Source organism: Curtobacterium sp. 18060, from assembly GCF_902706105.1.
Taxonomy (GTDB): domain Bacteria; phylum Actinomycetota; class Actinomycetes; order Actinomycetales; family Microbacteriaceae; genus Curtobacterium.
Window position 1 is genome coordinate 14,582 of record NZ_CACSJV010000040.1, and the last position, 19,963, is coordinate 34,544.

A 19,963-nucleotide genomic window follows, 5' to 3' on the forward strand; every position below is an offset into this window, starting at 1 on the left:
TAGGCTGTCCTGGCCTCGCGCACCTGCCGGAACCCAGAAACGAGACACTGCGTACCCGTGAAGCTCTTCATCCAGATCCCCTGCCTCAACGAGGAGAACACCCTCGCGAGCGTCCTCGACTCCATCCCACGGCAGATCGACGGCATCGACGAGATCGAGGTCCTCGTCATCAACGACGGCAGCACGGACCGCACCGTCGAGGTGGCGAAGGAGCACGGAGTGCGGCACTTCGTGCACCACACCACGAACATGGGTCTCGCCCGGTCGTTCCGCGACGGGGTGGACTACGCCCTGCTCCACGGCGCCGACATCGTCGTGAACACCGACGGCGACAACCAGTACCCCCAGGCGCAGATCGCCGAGCTCGTGCAGCCGATCCTCCGCCAGGAAGCCGAGATCGTCATCGGCGACCGCCAGACGCGCACGATCGAGCACTTCTCCGGGTTCAAGAAGCTCATGCAGCGCTTCGGCTCCTGGGTGGCGTCGCGCGCAGCCGGACTCGACCTGCCCGACGCGGCGAGCGGCTTCCGTGCGTACTCCAAGTACTCGCTCATCCGTCTGAACATCGTGACGCGCTTCAGCTACTGCATGGAGACCATCGTGCAGGCCGGGTACAAGCGTCTGGCGATCGCCTCGATCCCGATCACGACGAACCCGAAGACCCGCGAGTCGCGGCTGTTCAGCAACATCTGGCAGCACATGTTCCAGTCCGGGTCCGCCATCGCCCGCGTGTACCTGATGTACCGCCCGATGGCGCTGTTCGCCTGGGTCGCCGCGATCCTCGGTGCGCTCGGCGCCTGGCCGCTCGTCCGCTACCTGGTGCTCCTCGCCATGCACACGGGCGGGAACCACCTGCAGTCGATCATCCTCGGCGTGGTCCTGCTCATCACCGCCCTGTTGGCGGTCGTGATCGGGGTCGTCGCCGACCTGACGCGACTGAACCGCACCCTGGCCGAAGAACAGCTCGACCTGCAGAAGCTGCAGCGGTATGGCGACTGAGCGCGTGGCGGACCGCCTCGACCGACGGACCCGCTTCGCGCTCTGGCTCCGCCGTCCCCAGGGATGGGTGGAGATCGTCGCATGGGCAGCACTGGTGGCGTTCGTGGTGTTCACGATCGGGCCCGCGCTCATCGGCCACGGCACCTTCCTGAACACCGGCCTGCTCAACCGGTACACGCCGTGGGGTGAGTCCTTCGAGACCACCACGGGGTCGACCAACATCCTGACGAGCGACACGCTGGACAGCGTGTTCCCGCAGACCACGCTGCTGGTGCGGAGCGCACACGAGGGCGTGTTCGCCGCGTGGAACCCGTTCGTCGCCGGTGGCGTTGAACTCGGCGGGGTGCCGAACTCCGGCGCGTGGTCACCGTTGTCGCTGCCGTGGTGGATCCTGCCGTTCAGCTACGCGCCGGGTGCGGTGAAGCTGCTCGAGATCGTGGCCGTCACCGTCGGCATGTCGCTCCTGCTGCGCCGGTGGAGCGTCCCACGAGCCGCCTGGCCGATCGCCTCGCTGGTCTTCGCCTCGTCTGGCTTCATGGTGGCGTGGTCGAACTGGCCGCAGACCCGCGTCGCCGCGTTCATCCCCCTGCTCTTCTGGGCCATCGACCGTGCCGCGGTCGAGCTCCGGGCGCGCGACGTCATCGGCGTCGGGGCCGTCGTGGCCTCGATGCTGCTCGGCGGCTTCCCCGCCGTGGTCGGCTACGGCCTCTTCGTCGGCGGGATCTTCTTCCTGGCCCGCACGATCGTCGCCCACCGTGCGCTGCGGGGCGTGGTCCTCAGCGGACTGATCGCCGTGGGCGGCATCGTCTTCGGCCTGCTGCTCTCGGCGTGGCAACTCCTGCCCTTCGCGATCAGCGCCTCGAACGTCGTCGACTTCGGCGGCCGTGGACAGCACGGCGGGAGCGGACTCGGGTCGCGGCCGATGGTCACGTCGTGGATCCCCGACGTCTCGTTCCTCGGCAGCTCCGGTGCCGCGTGGAGCAACCGCAACCCGGTCGAGGAGTACTCCTACATCGGCATCGCCGCGGTCGTGCTCATCGCCGCCGCGGTGCTCATCCGTCCGGCCACGAGCCAGCTGTCGGCCGACCGAGGCATCCTCGCCCGCCGTCGCACCCGTGGTGTCCTGACGATCGTCGCCGCGATGCTGGCCTTCAGCGTCGTGCTCGTGTTCCTCGGCGGCCCGATCCTCGCCGCGGCCCGGGAACTCCCCGTCTTCGACAGCAACCCGATCGGTCGCGCCCGCGTGGTCGTCGGGTTCTTCGCAGCGGCACTCGCCGGCATCGGCTTCGGTCGCGTCGTCGAGCCGGAGACCCTGCGTGACGAACTCGCCCGCTTCCGTGCCGCGAGCCCGCTCCGCCGGACCGGCCGGATCGTCGCGATCGTCCTCGTCGTGCTGTTCACGCTGTCCATCGGGCTGCAGACGATGCTCGCGCTCGAGGCGGTCCCGACCGAGTACGTCCACCAGACCAAGGTCGAGGCCCTGACGGTCGGCATCATCGGCGCCGCCGTGGGTGTCGCCGTGCTGCTCGCCTGGTTCTTCCGGTCGCGCGTGGTCCACGTCCTGGTGGCCGTGGCGATCGCCGCGATGGTCGTCGTCCCCGCGATCTCGGCCACGCAGAAGTGGTGGCCGATCGCGTCGCTCTCGACCTTCTACCCGACGACGCCGGCGCTCGCGTACCTGCAGCAGAACGTCTCCGACCAGGAGCGCTACGCCACCACCGGCAGTGCCACGCTGCCCGGCTCGGCCACGTACTACGGGATCCGCTCGGTCACGGGGCACGCGTTCCAGACCAAGGAGTGGAAGCAGCTCATGCGGTCGCTCGACCCGGACACGTACCCCACCGCCACGTACCTGAGCTTCTCGCCCAACCTGATCCCGTCCCTCGTCGAGTCGCCGATCCTCGACCGCGTCGCGACGAAGTACCTCGTCGCCGACCCCTCGGCACCGCTCGCCGGGACCACCGAGGACGGCGACTCCCAGACGAAGTGGTCCGACCTCACCGCGGACAACCCGTCGGTCGACTCGGCGACGAACAGCGGACCGCTCAACGGCATCACGATCACCGGCCCCCCGGCGCTGACGACGTCGAAGGGCGGCATGACCATGACGGTCGCGGTGATCGCCGACGGCACCGGCAAGACGCTGGCGAAGACCGAGAGCTGGGTGCCGGCGCTCGGCGGCGGACGGAACATCGCCCTGCCCGGCTCGGACATCCCCGCGGACACGAAGTGGCACGTCCGCATCACGATCACTGGGCAGTCGAAGCTCGTGCCGATCGGCACCGACGACGACGGCCACGCGGTGATGAGCATCACCCGACCGGTCTCCGGCGACGGCGTGTCCGTCGTGCACACGGGCGACGCCACCGTCTACGAGCGTGACTCGGCGCTCGACCGGGTGCGGTGGGCGTCGGACCAGCAGGTCGTGACCACGGCCGCCGACCGGATCCGCACGCTCGCGGACCCGTCACTGCCCGACGACACGGTCGTCCTGAACCGCACGCCCGACCACACGGCCGGGGGCGGCGACGCCGCCGTCGATCTGCAGGACGGCGACACGAACGAGACCGTGGCGGACGTCGACGCGTCCGCGGGCGGCTGGCTCGTCGTGGCCGACTCGGTGCTGCGCCCCGGCTGGAGCGCCACGGTGGACGGCGAACCCAGCGACCTCGTCACGGCGGACAACGCCGGTGGCGCGGTCTGGGTGCCGAAGGGCCAGCACACCGTCCGCCTGCACTACGCGGTCCCCCGCGCAGCGATCGGCGGCCTGGTCTCCGGCGGCGCGATCCTGGTGGCCGTCGCCGCCTCGGTGCTCGTGTCCGTGTCCGTCCGGCGCCGCCGACGACGCCGACCGGCAGACCCCGGCGACGGCCCGGTCACCGGTCCCGACGGCGACGCGACGGACGGTCCCGACGACCGTTCGGCCGACACCCTAGAATCAGCAGTCGATCCAACGCCAACGGCAACGCAAAGGAACCAGACCACGTGAAGATCCTCGTCACCGGCGGAGCCGGATTCATCGGCTCGAACTTCGTCCGTCGCACCCTGCAGGACGCCTACCCCGGCCTGGAGGGCGCCGAGGTCGTCGTCTACGACGCCCTCACCTACTCCGGCAACGAGGCGAACCTCGCCCCGGTCGCGGACTCCCCCCGCTACACCTTCGTGCACGGCGACATCCGCGACGCCGCGAAGCTCGACGAGGTCGTCCCCACGGTCGACGCGATCGTGCACTTCGCCGCCGAGTCCCACGTCGACCGATCGGTCCGCGACTCCGGCATCTTCGTCGAGACGAACGTCGTCGGTACCCAGCGTCTGCTCGACGCCGCGCTCCGCCACGGCACCGAGCGCTTCGTGCACGTCTCCACCGACGAGGTCTACGGCTCCATCAGCGAGGGTTCGTGGGACGAGGAGCGCCCGCTCGAACCGAACTCGCCGTACTCGGCGTCGAAGGCCGGCAGCGACCTGCTCGCCCGCAGCTACCACCGCACCCACGGGCTGAACCTGTCGATCACGCGGTGCTCGAACAACTACGGGCCGTACCACTTCCCCGAGAAGGTCATCCCGCTGTTCGTCACGAACCTCATCGACGACGTGCACGTCCCGCTCTACGGCGAGGGCAACAACATCCGCGACTGGCTGCACGTCGACGACCACACCCGCGGCATCGCGATGGTCCTGACCCGCGGCCGCGCCGGCGAGATCTACAACATCGGTGGCGGCACCGAGCTCACCAACAAGGAGCTCACGCAGCTGCTGCTCGACGCCACCGGCAAGGACTGGTCGTACGTCGACCGCGTCGCCGACCGGCTCGGGCACGACCTGCGCTACTCGGTCGACATCTCGAAGATCCAGGCCGAGCTCGGCTACGAGCCGCAGGTCCCCTTCGAGCAGGGCCTGGCCGACGTCGTGCAGTGGTACCGCGACAACCGTTCGTGGTGGGAGCCGCTCAAGGAGCGCGCAGCGATCGCATGACCAGGTACCTCATCACCGGCGCCGCCGGCATGCTCGGCCGTGACCTCCAGGCCGCGCTCGCCGGCCGCGACGTCACGGCACGCTCGCGCGCCGAGCTCGACATCACCGACCCGGCCGCGGTGGACGCCGCCGTCGCCGGGCACGACGTCGTGATCAACTCCGCCGCGTACACGAAGGTCGACGACGCCGAGGACCACGAGGACGACGCCTTCGCCGTCAACGCGACCGGCCCGAAGCTCCTGGCCGAGGCCGCGGTCCGCCACGGTGCGAAGCTCGTCACGGTGTCGACGGACTACGTCTTCGACGGCAACGGCACCGCCCCGTACGCCGAGGACGCGCCGACCGACCCGATCAACGCCTACGGCCGCACCAAGGCCGCGGGCGAGGCGTTCGTGCGCGAGATCGCTCCGGACACGTCGTACGTCGTCCGCACCGCCTGGATCTACGGTGCGCACGGGCCGAACTTCGCCGCGACGATGCTCCGGCTGGCCGGCTCGCACGACACCGTGAGCGTCGTCACCGACCAGGTCGGTCAGCCGACGTGGACCGGCGACCTCGCCGCGCGGATCGTCGAGCTCGTCGACGGGGACGCCCCCGCTGGCGTCTACCACGGCACGAACGCCGGGCAGGGGTCGTGGTTCGACTTCACCCGCGCCATCTACTCCGAGCTCGGGCTCGACCCCGAGCGCGTCCTGCCGACGGACAGCGCGGCGTTCGTCCGTCCGGCGCCGCGCCCGGCGTACAGCGTGCTCGGACACGACGGCTGGTCGCGCGCCGGCCTCGCGCCGATGCGCGACTGGCGTGAGGCGCTGCGCGCCGCGGTGGCCGCAGGAGCGTTGACGGCGTAGGCACGGCAGTCGGCCGGGAGGCCCGGATCACGTCCGCCGCGTCGCGGACGTGATCCGGGCCTCCCGTCTCGGTCCCCTGCCGCACCCCGCCGGCGGCGCTCAGGGGCCGGCCCGCCCGCCCTGGTAGGGTCGGGCAGCCGGGCGCCGGGCCGGTCCTCGGCCCCATCACCACGACGAGGAGACCAGCACCATGACCACCCTCCACGTCCTCGTCGACCAGGTCGTCGCCCCCGTTCCGGGCGGCATCGGGCGGTACGCCGAAGAGCTCGCCCGGCACCTCGTCGCCAACGCGCCGACCGGCTGCGACGTGGCCGGGGTCGTGTCGGCGGTCGGCTCCGACGAGATGGCCCACCTGCGCACGCTGCTGCCCGGTCTGTCCGACCTGCAGCGTCTGCCGCTGGCCCGCCGTGAACTCTCGCTCGCGTGGCAGGGCGGCTTCGTCGGTGGCATCGCGAAGGGCATGGTGCACGCGCCGAGCGTCCTCGCTCCCCTGGTCAAGCACGACCGCTTCCAGGACCCGGGCCGGCAGACCGTCGTCACCGTGCACGACACCGTGCCGTGGACGAACCCCGAGACCCTGACGCCCCGCGGCGTCCACTTCCACAAGGCGATGGTGAAGCGCGCGTGGAAGCACGCCGATGCCGTCGTCGTGCCCACCCACGCGGTCGCGAGCGCGCTGAACGAGATCCACCGGTTCGACGACCGACTCCGGGTCATCGGCGGCGCCCCGAGCGGTCGGCTGCGGCTGCCCGTCGACGCCGACCTGCGCGCCGAGCGTCTCGGCCTGCCGGACCGCTACGTACTGGCCGTCGGCACGCTCGAACCGCGCAAGGCGCTCGGGTCCCTGATCGAGGCGCTCGCGCACCCCGACGCCCCCGCCGACATCCCGCTCGTCATCTCCGGCCCGGACGGCTGGGGCGACGTCGACGTGTACGGCACCGCCGAACGCGCCGGGCTCGCCCGCGACCGGGTGAAGGTGCTCGGACGGATCGACGACGCCGACCTCGCCGTCGTCTACGACCGAGCCACGGTGTTCGTGTTCCCGAGCCTCGCCGAGGGGTTCGGGCTACCCGTGATCGAGGCGATGAGCTTCGGGACCCCGGTCATCCACTCCGACGACCCCGCCGTGGCCGAAGTCGCGTCGGACGCCGGCGTGACCGTCGCACGGAGCCCGCGGGACTCCTACCCGGAACGGATCGCGCAGGCGGTCTACCAGGTGGTCAACGACCCCATGCTGGCCGGGCAGCTCGCCGTCGCCGGACCCGACCGGGCCCGCATGTATGACTGGAGCGACTCGGCCGCCGAGACCTGGCAGCTGCACGCCGACCTCTGACGCCTCGGGCGTCAGCCCTTGTAGGCGTAGGTGGCGACCCAGTCGATGCACAGGTGCCCGGTGGCGCCCCAGTTGCCCACCTGGAACATGTAGCGGTGCGCGGTCTTCGGCACGTGCTTGGTGATCTTCTTGATCACCTTGCCGTCGAGGCGGTAGCTGACGGACTTCCCCGGCACCCAGTCGATCGAGTAGGTGTGCCAGGAGCGCCACGTGACGCCGGTGCTCATGCTCGTCGCGTTGGCCTCTTGCCCGGGCGTCATCGAGTGGTGGTGCAGCATCGGCTTCTGGTCGAAGTTCGCCTCGGGGTAGTCGATCTCGCCGTCCGACCACTTGTCCGACGAGGGCCACAGCATGAAGGCCGCGCCGTTCCCGTTGCCGCCGAGGGCCTTGGCGCGGACGATGAACTTCCCGCCCTTGTGTCCCCATGCCCCGGTCGGGGTGCCGAAGGTCCCGGCGGAGCCGTGCTTGCCGTCCAGCTTCACGTCCATGTACCCGTCGTGCGCGCTGATCTGCGCGCCCGAGTAGTACATCCCCCCGGTGCCGTCCGGGTAGGGCTGCCACGACTTCGCGTAGGTCTTCGCGAACACGCCGTTGGCGGCCGCAGGGGTGTTGAAGTTCTCGCGGAAGGTGAGCTTGAACGCCCCGACGTCCGCGGTCGGTGCCGAGCTGGCGGACGCTGCGGTCCCCGACCCGAACGGTCCTGCGACGAGCACGGCGCCGAGGAGCACGACGGTGAGCGCGGCCCGCTTGGTTGCGTGTTGCTGCATGAGCTGTCACTCCCTGACGTGACGGTTCGCACCCGTTCCCGTGGGTGCCGGGTGGCCGGATCTCGACCACCCGCCGTTCACCGTAGTTGCGAAGTGCAGCCCGCGCGCGGGGTTGACAGCGCCGACGTATCCCCAGTACGCGGGGGTTGCAGAACGTTCCGTCCACGCCGAGAAAGTGCTGATCAGCACCGTGTTGCGTCCCCCGTTCTGGGGAGGAGCGCAGCAGCCTCTGGTGTGCTGCGGAGACGCCGTCTGTCGCTGCGGTCTGCTGCGGAGACGCCGTCGTGCGGGTCCCTAGAGGGAGTCGCGCAGACGCGCAGCTTTCTCCTCGACGAGTCGCTCGAGGCCGTCGGCGTAGTCGGTCAGGCAAGCTGCGACCGCGGGCTCCGAGGTGCCGATGATCCGCGCGGCGAGCAGTCCGGCGTTCGCGGCACCGTTGATGGCCATCGTCGCCACCGGGATGCCGGCCGGCATCTGCACGATCGACAGCAGCGAGTCGAGGCCGTCGAGCCGTGCGAGCTGCACGGGGACGCCGATCACGGGCAGCGTGGTCATCGACGCCACCATGCCCGGCAGGTGCGCGGCGCCACCGGCACCGGCGATCACGACGCGGATGCCACGCTCGGCGGCGCCGCGGGCGAACCGGGTCATCTTGTCGGGCGTGCGGTGCGCCGACACGACGTCCGCCTCGAACGGGATGCCGAGCTCGGCGAGGATGTCGGCCGCGGCACGCATCGTCGGCCAGTCGGAGTCCGACCCCATGATGATCGAGACGAGCGGCTGGACGGGTGCGTCGGTGTCGGTCACGCGACGAGCCTAGCCGAGCAGCACGCGGCGCCAGGCGTCGTCGTCGCGGCCGATCGTGCGCTCCTCGGTGACCCACCGGACGGCCCGGTCATCGGCCGTCCCGCGCTCGACGGCGGCGCGCACCGCATCGCGCCAGGCCCCGACGTCGTCCGGCACCGCGACGGCGCCGTGGGCTCGTGCCACGGCGTACGAAGGCCGGTCGGAGACCACCGCGGGCAGTCCGAGTGCGGTGTACTCCAGGAACTTCAGGTCGCTCTTGGCGCGGTTGAACTCCTCGTCGCGGAGGGGCGCGACGCCGGCCCGCCAACGCTCGCGGTGCGCCACGAGCCAGCGGGAGAACGCCGGGTAGTGGCCGTCCGGCACCTCCACACGGCGGAACCAGTCGGCGCCGCCCTCGTCGGTGACCCCGATGACCTCGAGCCGGATCGGTGTGCCGTCGGCGGTGGCCAGGTCGGTGAAGACGTCGCGCAGCAGTTCGAGGTCGGCCGCGTGGGTGAGCGTGCCCATGTAGAGCACCCGGTGCTCGCCGTGCGGGCGCTCGTCGTCGTCCTCGGTCGATCCGGGTGTCCAGAGTCCGGGGTCGAGGGCGTTCGGTACCACCGTGACCTCGCGCGCGACCGGACGCACGACGTCGGCGAGTTCCGGCGTGCTCACCACGACCACGTCGGCGCCGCGGACCAGTGCATCGATCGAGGCGAGGCGGTCCGGGTCGTACTCGGCCCGCGACAACCGCTCGCGTCCGGAGTCGGTGAAGAAGTCGTCGTCGACCTCTGCGACGACGCGGATCCCCCGTGCTGCGGCCACGTCGAGGAACGTCTGCACCGCGTTGCGCGGCAGGTTGTCCCGCTGGACGAGGACCGCGGTGTACGGGGTCGTGTCCGTCCCGTCGACGAACGCGCCGGGGTCGACCTGCCGGACCCCCGCGGTCCCGCTCGCGGCCAGGTGTTCGGTCCGCCGGACGACCCGCACGTGGGCGGACGCGGGGTGCGCGCCGCCGCCGCCCGCGACGACGTAGCCCAGGACCGGCAGCGGTGTGGGCACGGGCACGGCGACTCGCGGCCCGGGTGCGGTGGCGGCGGGTGCGGTGGCGGGTGCGCCCATGACGGCTCGGCGCAGTCGGCGAGCGGCCCGGCGGACGAGATCACGCGGCATGCGCCCATCATCCCGCACGGAGCGACCTCGCCACGCCGGACCGTCAGCGCCGCACCGTCAGCGCCGCACCGTCAGCGCCGCACCGTCAGCGCCGCCCGACCGTCACCGTCCGGCAGGCACCCACGAGCCGGTCCGCCCCGAGCCCCACGTTCCGGGCGACCGCGCAGACCTTGTGCTTGCCCGCCGTGACGGACACCGTACCGGCGAACCCGTGCGCAGCACCGGCACCCCAGGTCCGGTCGACGTCGGCGCGCGTCCGGCCCGCTGACAACGACTGCACCCGCCGTCCGTCGACGCTGACCACCACCGAGGTCGCGGTCGTCACGGCGTCGCCGTCGAACGCCCAGCCGCGCAGGGCCACACCGCCGGACACCGCCTGCACCGACTCGAGGGAGCCGTACGGATCGTGCCGGAAGGCGCGGACGGTGGCGCACCCGAGCGTGGTGTCCGAGCCGGCGCCGATGTTGACCGCGGTCACGCAGACCCGGCGAGCGCCGGCAGCAGCGGGGACGACGGCCTCGAAGCCGTGGGTCGCCCCGACACCAGCGGCCGCGTCGACGTCGCTGCGGCGGAGTCCGGCGGTCACGGCTCCCGCGGCGACGCCGTCGACCGTGGCGCGGACCCGGACGGGCTGGGTGGGGTCGTCCTCGTCGAAGGCCCAACCCCGGACCCGGACACCACCACCGGTGCCGGCGACCACCTCGAGCGATCCCTGCGGAGCGAGGTCGGCCGCGGGGACTCCGAGGCGGGCGTTCGCGACCAGGGCCTGGGCGTAGGAGGACCACCACTTGCCCGCGGCCGGGGCGCCGTTGCAGGTGCCGTCGCTCGCGCCGGGGGTCTTCACCCACAGCAGGGCGTCGAGTGCGGTGCCGTCGGCGACGACCCGGGGCGAGGTGCCGAGTCCGGCGCCGGGACCGTTGCACCAGGTCCCGCGCCAGCCCTGTCCGTTCCGCGAGGTGTCGATCACGTAGTGCGAGCCACCGGTCGCAGCGGACACCTTCTGCGCGTAGGCCTGCTCCTGGGCGGTCGGGTAGTAGTTGGCGACGTTCGTGAAGAACCCGCGGGCCTGCTGCACGCCCGCGCTGTCCAGCCGGGCCGCCATGGTCGCCGGCGGCACCCAGTTCGAGTTGCCGGCGTCCAGGTACGCGGGCACCCCGGCGGCGGTGAGCCCGGCGACGGTGCGGGAGAGGATCCGGTAGCGCTGGTCGTCGAGCGAGGTGCTGCACTTCGCGTTGCTGAGCATCGCGAGGGAGTCCGGCTCGACGATCACGGCGGCGCGGTGCCCAGTGAGCGCGGCGGTCACCTGGTCGACCCAGGCGTCGTAGGAGGATTCCGAGAACCCGCCGGCGGAGTACCCGCCGCAGTCCCGGTCCGGGATCGCGTACAACACGAACACCGGGGTGGTGCCGGAGTCGTCGGCGCCGGTGACCGCAGCGCTGATCGTCTTGGTCAACTGGGCGCCCTGGGTCCACTCGCCGAGCCAGGTCGCGACGGGGTACCGCGCGATCGTCGAGGCTGCGGCGGCACCGGCGGGGTCCGCGGTGGCGAGCGCGGTGGCCGCCTTGGCTGCTTCGCTCGTGGGTGACCGGTACGGACCGGCACCGTACAGCGACGCAGCCGATGCGGACCGGATCGTCGGGGCGGACGTGGCAGCGGACGCGCCGCTCACCGCCAGCAGCGCGCCGGCGAGGGCGGTGAGTGCGACGGCGGTGCCGCAGACGACAGCACGGCGCGGACGGCGGCGCATGGACACACTCCTCGGACGGTCGACCCCTGACCGGTCCATGGGAACACGGGCCGCTGCCGGTCACCACCCGCCAGTGCGGGTGCCACCCGAGCGGGTGTCGGCAGTCCTGGGGACGCACCTGCGCCCTGGACGCGACCCGCAGACGGACGGGAGGCCCGTGGTGGCGTGGCCACGGGCCTCCCCCCACCGGCACGGCCGGACCACCGCTTGCGCGTCGCTCCGCTACCGGCGGCGTGGGCCCAGTCCGTCATCCGCCCGGTCGACGGACCCGGTGTCAGTCGTCGAAGTGCGCCGCCGCGGCGCGCGCCCGGTAGACGACGTCGTCGACGTCGTCGCCGATCACCGTGACGTGGCCGATCTTCCGACCGGGGCGCGGTGCCTTGCCGTAGAAGTGGTACTTCGCCTCGGGGAACGCTTCGAGCGCGGCCGGGTAGCGGGCGGCGAGGTCGCCGTCGGCCGGTCCGCCGAGCACGTTGACCATCACGGCGGCCCGGGCGAACGACCCGGTGGCACCGAGCGGCAGGTCGAGGACGGCGCGCAGGTGCTGCTCGAACTGGCTCGTCGTCGCACCGTCGATCGTCCAGTGGCCGGTGTTGTGCGGTCGCATCGCGAGTTCGTTGATGAGGATGCGCTCGTCGGCGGTCTGGAACAACTCGACGGCCAGGACCCCGGTGACCCCGAGCTCCTCGGCGATGCGGACCGCGATCGACTCCGTCACGTCGGCGATGCGTCCGGCGCTGTCGGGCGCGGGGGCGATGACCTCGGCGCAGACCCCGTCGCGCTGCACGGTCTCGACCAGCGGCCACGCGACGACCTGGCCGGAGGGGCGACGGGCGACGGACTGCGCGAGCTCGCGGGTGAACGGCACGAGCTCCTCGGCGAGCAGCGCCTGCCCGCCGCCGGCCTCGGCGACCGCGATGAACCAGTCGTCGACGTCCGAGGGGTCCGACACGACCCGGACGCCCTTGCCGTCGTAGCCACCGCGGGGTGTCTTCACGACCGCGCGGCCGCCGTGCTCGTCGAGGAACGCGCGGAGTTCGTCGGGGTCGTGCACCGCGGCCCAGTCCGGCACCGGGAGACCGAGTTCGCTGAGCTTCGAGCGCATCGTGATCTTGTCCTGCGCGACGGCCAGCGGGCCCGGGCCGGGGCGGACCGCCACACCGGCGTCGACCAGGGCGCGCAGGACGTCCTGCGGCACGTGCTCGTGGTCGAACGTGACGACGTCGACCTCGCGGGCGAACGCCAGCACGGTCTCGACGTCGTGGTAGTCGCCCTCGGCCGTGGCGGCGATCGCGGCCGACATGCCCGGCCCCTCGGCGAGCACCCGGATGTCGATCCCCAGCTCGACGGCCGCCGGCACCATCATCCGTGCCAGCTGTCCTCCGCCGATGACCCCGACGCGCAACGCCATGCTGTGTGATCCTTCCGGCGTTCACACCGACCGGGGTGAACGCGTTGTCTACAATCGCTGTTCGGGTCGCACTGTGCACGACCCGCGACAACTCTACGGATCCTGGAGGGCACGTGCGGCGCCTCATTGCCCAGCTGGCACGCTTCGGCGTGGTCGGCGCCGTCGGCTTCGTCGTCGACACCACGGTGTTCAACGTCCTGCGCATCACCGTCCTGAACCCCGACGACGTGCACTCCGGGCCGTTCTGGGCGAAGGTCATCTCGACCGTGGTCGCCATCTTCGTGAACTGGATGGGCAACCGGTACTGGACGTTCCGTGAGCAGCGCCGTGCGGTCGCGACGCGGGAGGGCGTCGAGTTCGTCGTCGTGTCGCTCGGCGGCATGGTCATCGCGCTCGCGTGCCTCGGGGTGTCCCACTACGCGATGGGACTCACCTCGGTCTTCGCCGACAACGTCGCGAACATCGTCGGCCTCGTGCTCGGCACGGTGTTCCGCTTCTGGCTCTACAAGGTGTGGGTGTACCACCCCGAACGCACCGCCACGGTGCCCGCGGCCGCCGACGTCGCACGTCAGGACGCGCTCTAGGATCGATCGGGTGACGGCCCACGAGACCACCACCCGCACCCGCGACAGCACCCCGACCACCGCGCCACCCCGCACCGCTCCCTGGGAGCGTGTGGCGATCGCGGTCGTCACCGCCACCTTCGGCCTGTGGCTCGTCGCCTGGGCGCTGGTCGTCCCGGTCTTCCAGGCTCCGGACGAGACCGCCCACATCGACGCCGCCGTGCACGTCGCACTCGGCGACGCCTGGGCCGCCCCCGGTGCGTTGCACGTCACGAACGCCGTCGAGGCCGCGAAGACCGAGCTGGCCACGAAGCCGTCCAGCCAGTGGTCGACCGTCAGCGAGCTGCTGCAGAACGCTCCCGGACCGTCCGCGACCGTGAACCAGATGACCCAGCACCCGCCGACCGCCTACCTCGCCGGTGCCGCCGTGCTCCGGGCCGTGGACTTCGGCGACCTGCGCTGGGACCGGGCGTTCATCGCGCTCCGACTCGCCGACGTCCTGGCCGTCACCGCACTCCCCCTGCTCGCGTGGGCATCCGTCCGCCGGGTGACCCGTTCCCCGCGCGCCGCGCTCGTCGGCGGGCTCGCGGTGTTCGCGACGCCCGAGCTCGCGTCCATCGGGTCATCGTTCTCGAACGACGCCCCCGTGCTGCTCGTCGCCGGCGTCGTCGTCTGGCTCGCCACCCGGCTGTTGACCGGCGACACCCGGTGGCGCACCACGATCGCCCTGGCGGCGGTCCTCGGTGCCCTGGTCTGGATCAAGGGGACTGGTCTGCCCGCGGTGCCGTTCGTCGCCGTCGTCGTGCTCTTCGCCGGTGCCGGGGTGCTGTCCCTGCGGCAACGGGTGGTGCGCACCGTCGTCGCGATGGCCGTCTCTGGGGGCATCGGCGCCTGGTGGTGGGTCCACAACTGGTTCGCCTACGGCCGGATCCAGCCGAACGGCTACGCGTCCATGCGGCCGCCGAAGGACTTCCCACCGGGCGAGCACCCGACCCTGGGACACTTCCTCGACGTCAGTTGGGGAACCCTGGCACGCACGTTCTGGGGCAGCTTCGGTGCACGGGCACAGGTGAGCATGGGCGACCTGCTCACCGCCGTCCTGACGATCATCGTCCTGGTCGTCCTGGTCGGCTGGGCGTTCCGGCGTGGCCCGGACCTGCGGGTTGCCCTGTGCCTGGCGGTGTTCCCGGCACTGCTCATCGGCATCCAGAACGAGACGAGCGCGGGCGCGTACCTCCGGACGACCGAGGTCGCCGCCACCCAGGGCCGCTACTACTTCCCCGCGATCCTGTGCCTGATCGTGCTGAGCGCTCTGGCCTGGCGTCGCCTGGTACCCGCCGGACGCGCACGCTCGTGGGTCGCGGTGGCCCTGGCCGTCCTGCTGCCCGCCGTGGGCGTGTACGGGTTCGCGGTGGCGTCGGCGTGGTTCTGGAACGCCGCCCTGTTCCCGGTGACGGGCCGCGGGCTGCTCCGCTACTCCGAGATCGGGCCGGTGCCGCCAGCGGTGCTCGTGGTCGTGGTCGCGCTGGTGGCCGTCGGCCTGGTCACGTCGGTCGTTCAGGTCGCCCGCGCCGACCGTCGGGTGGCCGTGCCCGCGTCGTGACCTGGCGTCACGCGGCGGGGGCGCTGCCCTCCACCGCGGACGGGTCGTCGGTCGGGCGGCCGCGGCGGAACCAGGTCGGTGCTGCGGCGCAGAGCAGGAACAGCCCGTCGACCGCCAGGCTCCAGACGCGGGTGACGACGACCACGACGAGGGCGATGGGCACCGGCATCACGATGGCGAGGAGCAGCGCCTGCACGCCCTCGCGGACGCCGAGGCCACCGGGGGCGAACACGGCGAGCATGCTGATCGCCGAGGCCATGCTGGCGGCACCGATCACGAACGCTGCGTCACTGAGCTGGAGCGTCGGGTACACCGCCAGCGTGATGAAGTAGTACGCGGTGCCCGACAGGATCGCACCGGCGACGTACAGCCCGGCGCCGCCGAGCACCGTGCCGAGGTTCGGGCGGACGTCGGCCTCGAGCGGCTTGCGGCGCAGGATCTTCAGCGCGATGCCGATCAGGAAGACGAAGACCCGCGGGATCAGGCAGACGACACAGCCGACGAACGCCGCGACCATGAGCGCGATGAGCCACGGGTCGAGCGCGTGCGTGCGGGGGTCGATGAGCAGCAGCACGAGCGCCAGGGCCAGGGTGGCGGCGATCTGCAGCGCACCCTCGAGCAGGCCGCTGACGCCGAGCCGGGCCTTCGAGACACCGTGCTTCGAGGCGAAGTAGACCTTGCCGATGATCCAGGTCGCGGCCCCGGGGATGTAGCGGCCCATCCAGGACTTGGCGTACACGTAGGTGAGCGTCACGCCGGAGCCCTTGAGGCCGGTCGCGCCGAGCCGTCGCAGCAGGTAGAACCAGATGCCGACGCCCCAGTAGCGGAACCCGAGGCTGATCAGCGTCGCCACGACGACCCAGGACCACTGCCAGTCCAGGCCGGCGAGCTGGCCCCAGTCGACGCTGCGGACGTAGAGCAGGAGGAAGACCGCGAGGAGCACGTAGAAGACGATCGGGACCGCCTTGACGAGGAACCGTCGCCAGGACGGCGGACGCTTCCCCTCGGGGGCCGGGGCGTCGCTGGTGGTTCCTGACAAACGGGTCTCCTGCCGGTGCTGCTGAGCTCAGGTCATGCTAGCCGCTCCGGTGTGTGCGAAACTTGCCGCCGACACGACCGACCGAACACCGACACGAGGATGCCGTTGCCCAACCAGCCACGGGAGAGCGCCCGACTCGAGTTCACGTACCTCGACGGGCTTCGAGGACTCGCAGCCTTCGCCGTCGTGTTCCACCACACGTACCTGTTCACCGGCCTCACCGACGCCGCGAAGACGGACATGCCGTGGATGCGTCCGATCATCGGGTGGGGCTACCTCGGTGTCCCACTGTTCATCGTGCTGTCCGGCTACGTGCTCATGCTGCCGGTGATGACCCGCTCCGACGGCTACCGCGTGCCCGGCGGCTTCTGGAAGTTCATCTGGCGACGTGCCCGACGGATCCTCCCGCCCTACTGGGCGGCGCTCGTGCTCTTCGCCGTGGTGGTCCTGTTCGTACCGGTGATGCACAACCCGAACGGCACGCAGTGGGACACGAAGCTCCCGATGGGGTGGGGCGCGTTCCTGACGCACCTGTTCCTGGTGCACGACTTCTTCCCGACGTACATCGGCAAGATCAACGGGCCGATGTGGAGCGTCGCGATCGAGTGGCAGATCTACTTCCTCATGGCGCTGCTCATCCTGCCGATGTGGCGCCTGCTCGGCGGATGGGTGACGACCTCGGTCCTCGTCGCGGCCGGACTCTGGATGGGCGTCGAGAACCGGTACGCCTCGATGCACCCGTGGTTCGTGGGACTCTTCGCCATCGGCATGCTCGCGGCGGCGATCACCGTACGGGCCCGCGACGCGCACCTCGAGGGACGGCTCCGGTTCCTCGCGCCGCGGTGGACCGGCTGGGTGACCGGCACCCTCGTCGTCGCGGCGACCGCTGCGATGGTCCTGATGTTCGCCTCGCGTCGTCTGTACTTCCAGCAGCAGACCTGGCCGTCGGAGATCGCCATCGGCGTGCTCTCCGGGATTGTCCTCACGTGGCTCGGCGTGGCCGCCGTCACGGGCCACCACACCTGGTTCTCGCGGTTCCTCGCCTGGAGGCCGTTCGTCCTCGCAGGACTCGTCTCGTACTCGGTCTACCTCTTCCACAGCCCCTTGCTGGCGTTCGGCAACCTGCTCCTGCTGCCCCTGGGGCTCTCGACGAAGTGGCAGTTCCTCGTCATGGTCGTCGTCGTGGTGCCCGTGACGATCGCACTCTGCGTCGGCTTCTGGTGGCTGGTCGAGCGGAACTTCCTCAACCAGCGGCAGCGTCACGCCGCCGCCGAGGTCGCCTCGCGGGAGCCGATCCCCACCGTCGAGACCGTCCAGCCGGTGCGCGAGTCCAGCGTGCGCTGAGCGGCCAGGCCCCGCGACTCGGCGGCTACCATGGCTCGGACGCGACGTGGGCGACAGGGCTCCACGCATCTCGACGAGGAAGACGAGAACGCATGCGCAGATCCAGCAGAAGACTCCTCGGCCTGGGCACGGCGACGGTGGTGGCCGGGGCGATGACACTGGTGGCCGGTCCGGCGTGGTCCGAGACAGCAGGCACCGCGACGGCCTCGACCAGCCCGAGCGCCGGCACCAGCGCGGGCACGACGGCGACCGGGAGCACGACCACGACCGGGCCGTCCGTCGCCGAGATGGACGCGAGCGGCAACCACGTGATGGGTGCCGGCATCGCAGCACACGCCGGGCAGACCCGGGTGGCCGCCGACCTGCCCGTCGGGCCGACGCCCCTCGGCACGAACACGAAGGTCGCCGCCGCGGCGAAGCGCCCGACGGGCAAGATCAACGGCATGGACGTCAGCGCCTGGCAGCCGAACGTCGACTTCACGGCGGCCTACGGGCTCGGCGCTCGCTTCGCCTACATCAAGGCGACCGAGGGCGTCTCGTACGTCAGCTCGACGTACGCGTCGCAGTACCGGAACGCCAAGAACGCCGGCTTCATCCGCGGCGGCTACGTGTACGCCCAGCCGAGCAAGGCCAGCGGCGCGGCGACCGCGAACTACTTCTTCGCCCACGGCGGGCAGTGGACGGCCGACGGCGTCACGCTCCCCCCGCTGCTCGACATCGAGTACGGCACCGCGGCCCAGGGCGTCTGCTACGGCAAGAGCTGGCCGCAGATGCGGTCGTGGATCGCGGACTTCTCGGCGACCGTCTACAAGAAGACGCACCGCTACCCGGCGATCTACACGACGACCGACTGGTGGAAGCGCTGCACGAACAACAGCATCCGGTTCTCGAAGAACCCGTTGTTCGTCGCGATCTACCCGGTCAAGGACTTCTCCGGCCCCGGGACCCTCGGGGCCAGCTGGAAGTCGACCGGATGGCGCTTCTGGCAGTGGGCGGCCAGTGGGACGCTCCCCGGCGACCAGGACGTCTACCGCAGCGCGGACGGCGCGAACCTCCGCGCGTTCGCCAAGAAGACGGAGTAGCCCCGCCGGACGTCAGCGGGTCTGGCGGGTGGCCTCGGCGAAGTCGGCGTCGAGGGCGGTCGCCATCCGGGCGACGCCGTCGGCGAGCTGCTCGCGGACCGCGTCGCGGTTCGCGTCGAGTGCCTCGAGCTGTGCCGTGACGTCGTCGACGAACGTGGGTTCGAGCGCGGCCTCGATCGGCTTCGAGAACTCCTGCTGGCCCATCTGCTCGAAGAACAGTCGGCCCTTGTCGACGTAGTAGAGCACGGCGGCCGGGACGCCCGCGATGGTCGCGACGATGGCGGAGTGCAGGCGGCTCGCCAGGAACAGGCGGCTGCGAGACATCAGGCCGGCGTACTCGGCGGGCGAGAACTCGTCGGCCTCGACCACGTGGGTGCGGTCGCCGTGCTGCATGAGGGCGATGACCTCGCGCGCGAAGGCGGCATCGCCCTCCGAGGCCTCCATGTGCATCGGGTAGAACACGACGTCGGCGTCCCAGCGGTCGATCACACGGTCGGCCAGGTCCGCGACGGCCTGGCGGTAGGTGACGAGGCGGTCGCTGTCGACGCCGGTCTGGCGGAAGCGCTTCGGCAGGAAGCGGAACGGGATCCAGCCGCTGCGCTTGTAGTGGAACCAGCGGCGGACGCCGAACCCGATCGAACCGTCGAGACGCTCGGCGGTGAGGCCCGTGGTGCGCTCCAGGCGCTCGAGCACGCCGGCGTCCGGCGCCGTGACGGTGCCGACGACGGCCGGGTCGAAGGACGACACGATCGGCGTCGTCACGCCCCACGCCAGGAGCTTCTCGCGGGACTCGTCGTCGCGGACGGCGAACGAGCGGCACAGGTCGACGGTGGCGCGGATCAGGCGCTTGCTGACGCCTGCGGTGGTCGGACCGATGCCCTGGAAGGCCCCGACCAGGTTCTTGTTGACCGCACGGACGAGCAGCATCTTGCCGAACCAGTACACGAGGCCGAGCTTGTTCGTGTAGTCCTTGAGGATCTCGCCGCCACCCCACAGGACGACGTCGGCGCTGCGCGCGGCACGCAGCAGGGCGAACAGGTCGCCGATGCCGGTGCTGTACGGCGACACCGGCAGGAACCGGATCCCGAACCACGCGGCGTCCCGCTCGGGGTACTGCGACAGCGAGACGATCTCGGCGTCGGGCCACCGTCGGCGGACGAGCTCGACGTTGCCGGCGAGGATCGCCCGGTCCCCGCGGTTGTGGGGCGAATCGCTATTGTGGATCAGAACGCGCACGGGTGGAGAGCCTACCGGACCGTCCCCCGCGACCCCCGGAAAGGCACGATGTCCCGCCCC

16 protein-coding genes are annotated in these 19,963 nt (G+C 71.3%); 9 read left to right on the plus strand and 7 right to left on the minus strand.

All coding sequences use genetic code 11. The features are described from left to right. Positions 1–57: 57 nt before the first annotated feature. From GVL05_RS15235 to GVL05_RS15255, 5 genes are all read left to right on the plus strand, one after another. Positions 58–999, plus strand: a complete 942-nt coding sequence (locus GVL05_RS15235) for a glycosyltransferase family 2 protein (protein ID WP_138803750.1) — start codon at positions 58–60, stop codon at positions 997–999. Further along, positions 989–3,988: a hypothetical protein gene (locus tag GVL05_RS15240; protein WP_159573663.1), complete on the plus strand. Its 3,000-nt coding sequence runs from the start codon at positions 989–991 to the stop codon at positions 3,986–3,988. The genes GVL05_RS15235 and GVL05_RS15240 overlap by 11 nt, the downstream gene beginning before the upstream one ends. Continuing rightward, entirely contained in the window at positions 3,985–4,971 is a 987-nt protein-coding gene (rfbB, locus tag GVL05_RS15245; protein WP_159573664.1) for a dTDP-glucose 4,6-dehydratase, read from the plus strand. Before GVL05_RS15240 ends, rfbB begins: the two co-directional genes overlap by 4 nt. Beyond that, positions 4,968–5,819, plus strand: coding sequence for a dTDP-4-dehydrorhamnose reductase (gene rfbD, locus GVL05_RS15250; protein ID WP_159573665.1), 852 nt, complete (start codon positions 4,968–4,970; stop codon positions 5,817–5,819). Before rfbB ends, rfbD begins: the two co-directional genes overlap by 4 nt. Before the next feature lie 190 nt (positions 5,820–6,009). Continuing rightward, a complete protein-coding gene (locus GVL05_RS15255; RefSeq protein WP_159573666.1) occupies positions 6,010–7,152 on the plus strand; it encodes a glycosyltransferase family 1 protein in 1,143 nt (380 codons plus the stop codon). Positions 7,153–7,163: 11 nt separating this feature from the next. On the opposite strand, the gene GVL05_RS15260 is transcribed toward GVL05_RS15255, so the two are convergent. From GVL05_RS15260 to GVL05_RS15280, 5 genes are all read right to left on the minus strand, one after another. Next, positions 7,164–7,919, minus strand: a complete 756-nt coding sequence (locus GVL05_RS15260) for a glycoside hydrolase family 16 protein (RefSeq protein WP_159573667.1) — start codon at positions 7,917–7,919, stop codon at positions 7,164–7,166. Between the two features lie 294 nt (positions 7,920–8,213). Then, on the minus strand, positions 8,214–8,726 hold the full coding sequence (gene purE, locus GVL05_RS15265) for a 5-(carboxyamino)imidazole ribonucleotide mutase (RefSeq protein ID WP_159573668.1): 513 nt from the start codon (positions 8,724–8,726) through the stop codon (positions 8,214–8,216). A 9-nt stretch (positions 8,727–8,735) separates the two neighbouring features. Next, a complete protein-coding gene (locus tag GVL05_RS15270) occupies positions 8,736–9,878 on the minus strand; it encodes a hypothetical protein (protein WP_159573669.1) in 1,143 nt (380 codons plus the stop codon). 85 nt (positions 9,879–9,963) lie between these two features. Then, positions 9,964–11,625: a glycoside hydrolase family 6 protein gene (locus tag GVL05_RS20025; RefSeq protein WP_200849241.1), complete on the minus strand. Its 1,662-nt coding sequence runs from the start codon at positions 11,623–11,625 to the stop codon at positions 9,964–9,966. A gap of 274 nt (positions 11,626–11,899) precedes the next feature. Continuing rightward, a complete protein-coding gene (locus tag GVL05_RS15280) occupies positions 11,900–13,036 on the minus strand; it encodes a 5-(carboxyamino)imidazole ribonucleotide synthase (protein ID WP_159573670.1) in 1,137 nt (378 codons plus the stop codon). 113 nt (positions 13,037–13,149) lie between these two features. On the opposite strand from GVL05_RS15280, the gene GVL05_RS15285 reads away from it, so the two are divergent. Both GVL05_RS15285 and GVL05_RS15290 read left to right on the plus strand, forming a co-directional pair. Then, complete coding sequence (locus tag GVL05_RS15285) at positions 13,150–13,620, plus strand: GtrA family protein (protein ID WP_159573671.1); 471 nt, start codon at positions 13,150–13,152, stop codon at positions 13,618–13,620. A gap of 10 nt (positions 13,621–13,630) precedes the next feature. After that, positions 13,631–15,202, plus strand: a complete 1,572-nt coding sequence (locus GVL05_RS15290) for a DUF2142 domain-containing protein (RefSeq protein ID WP_159573672.1) — start codon at positions 13,631–13,633, stop codon at positions 15,200–15,202. A gap of 7 nt (positions 15,203–15,209) precedes the next feature. Here the strand turns inward: GVL05_RS15290 and GVL05_RS15295 are convergent, their stop codons facing one another. Then, entirely contained in the window at positions 15,210–16,241 is a 1,032-nt protein-coding gene (locus GVL05_RS15295) for a lysylphosphatidylglycerol synthase domain-containing protein (protein WP_159573673.1), read from the minus strand. A 105-nt stretch (positions 16,242–16,346) separates the two neighbouring features. On the opposite strand from GVL05_RS15295, the gene GVL05_RS15300 reads away from it, so the two are divergent. Continuing rightward, on the plus strand, positions 16,347–17,585 hold the full coding sequence (locus GVL05_RS15300; protein WP_159573674.1) for an acyltransferase: 1,239 nt from the start codon (positions 16,347–16,349) through the stop codon (positions 17,583–17,585). 92 nt (positions 17,586–17,677) lie between these two features. Next, complete coding sequence (locus GVL05_RS15305) at positions 17,678–18,667, plus strand: GH25 family lysozyme (protein ID WP_159573675.1); 990 nt, start codon at positions 17,678–17,680, stop codon at positions 18,665–18,667. Between the two features lie 12 nt (positions 18,668–18,679). Here the strand turns inward: GVL05_RS15305 and GVL05_RS15310 are convergent, their stop codons facing one another. Further along, positions 18,680–19,903, minus strand: a complete 1,224-nt coding sequence (locus tag GVL05_RS15310; protein ID WP_159573676.1) for a polysaccharide pyruvyl transferase family protein — start codon at positions 19,901–19,903, stop codon at positions 18,680–18,682. Between the last annotated feature and the right edge of the window lie 60 nt (positions 19,904–19,963).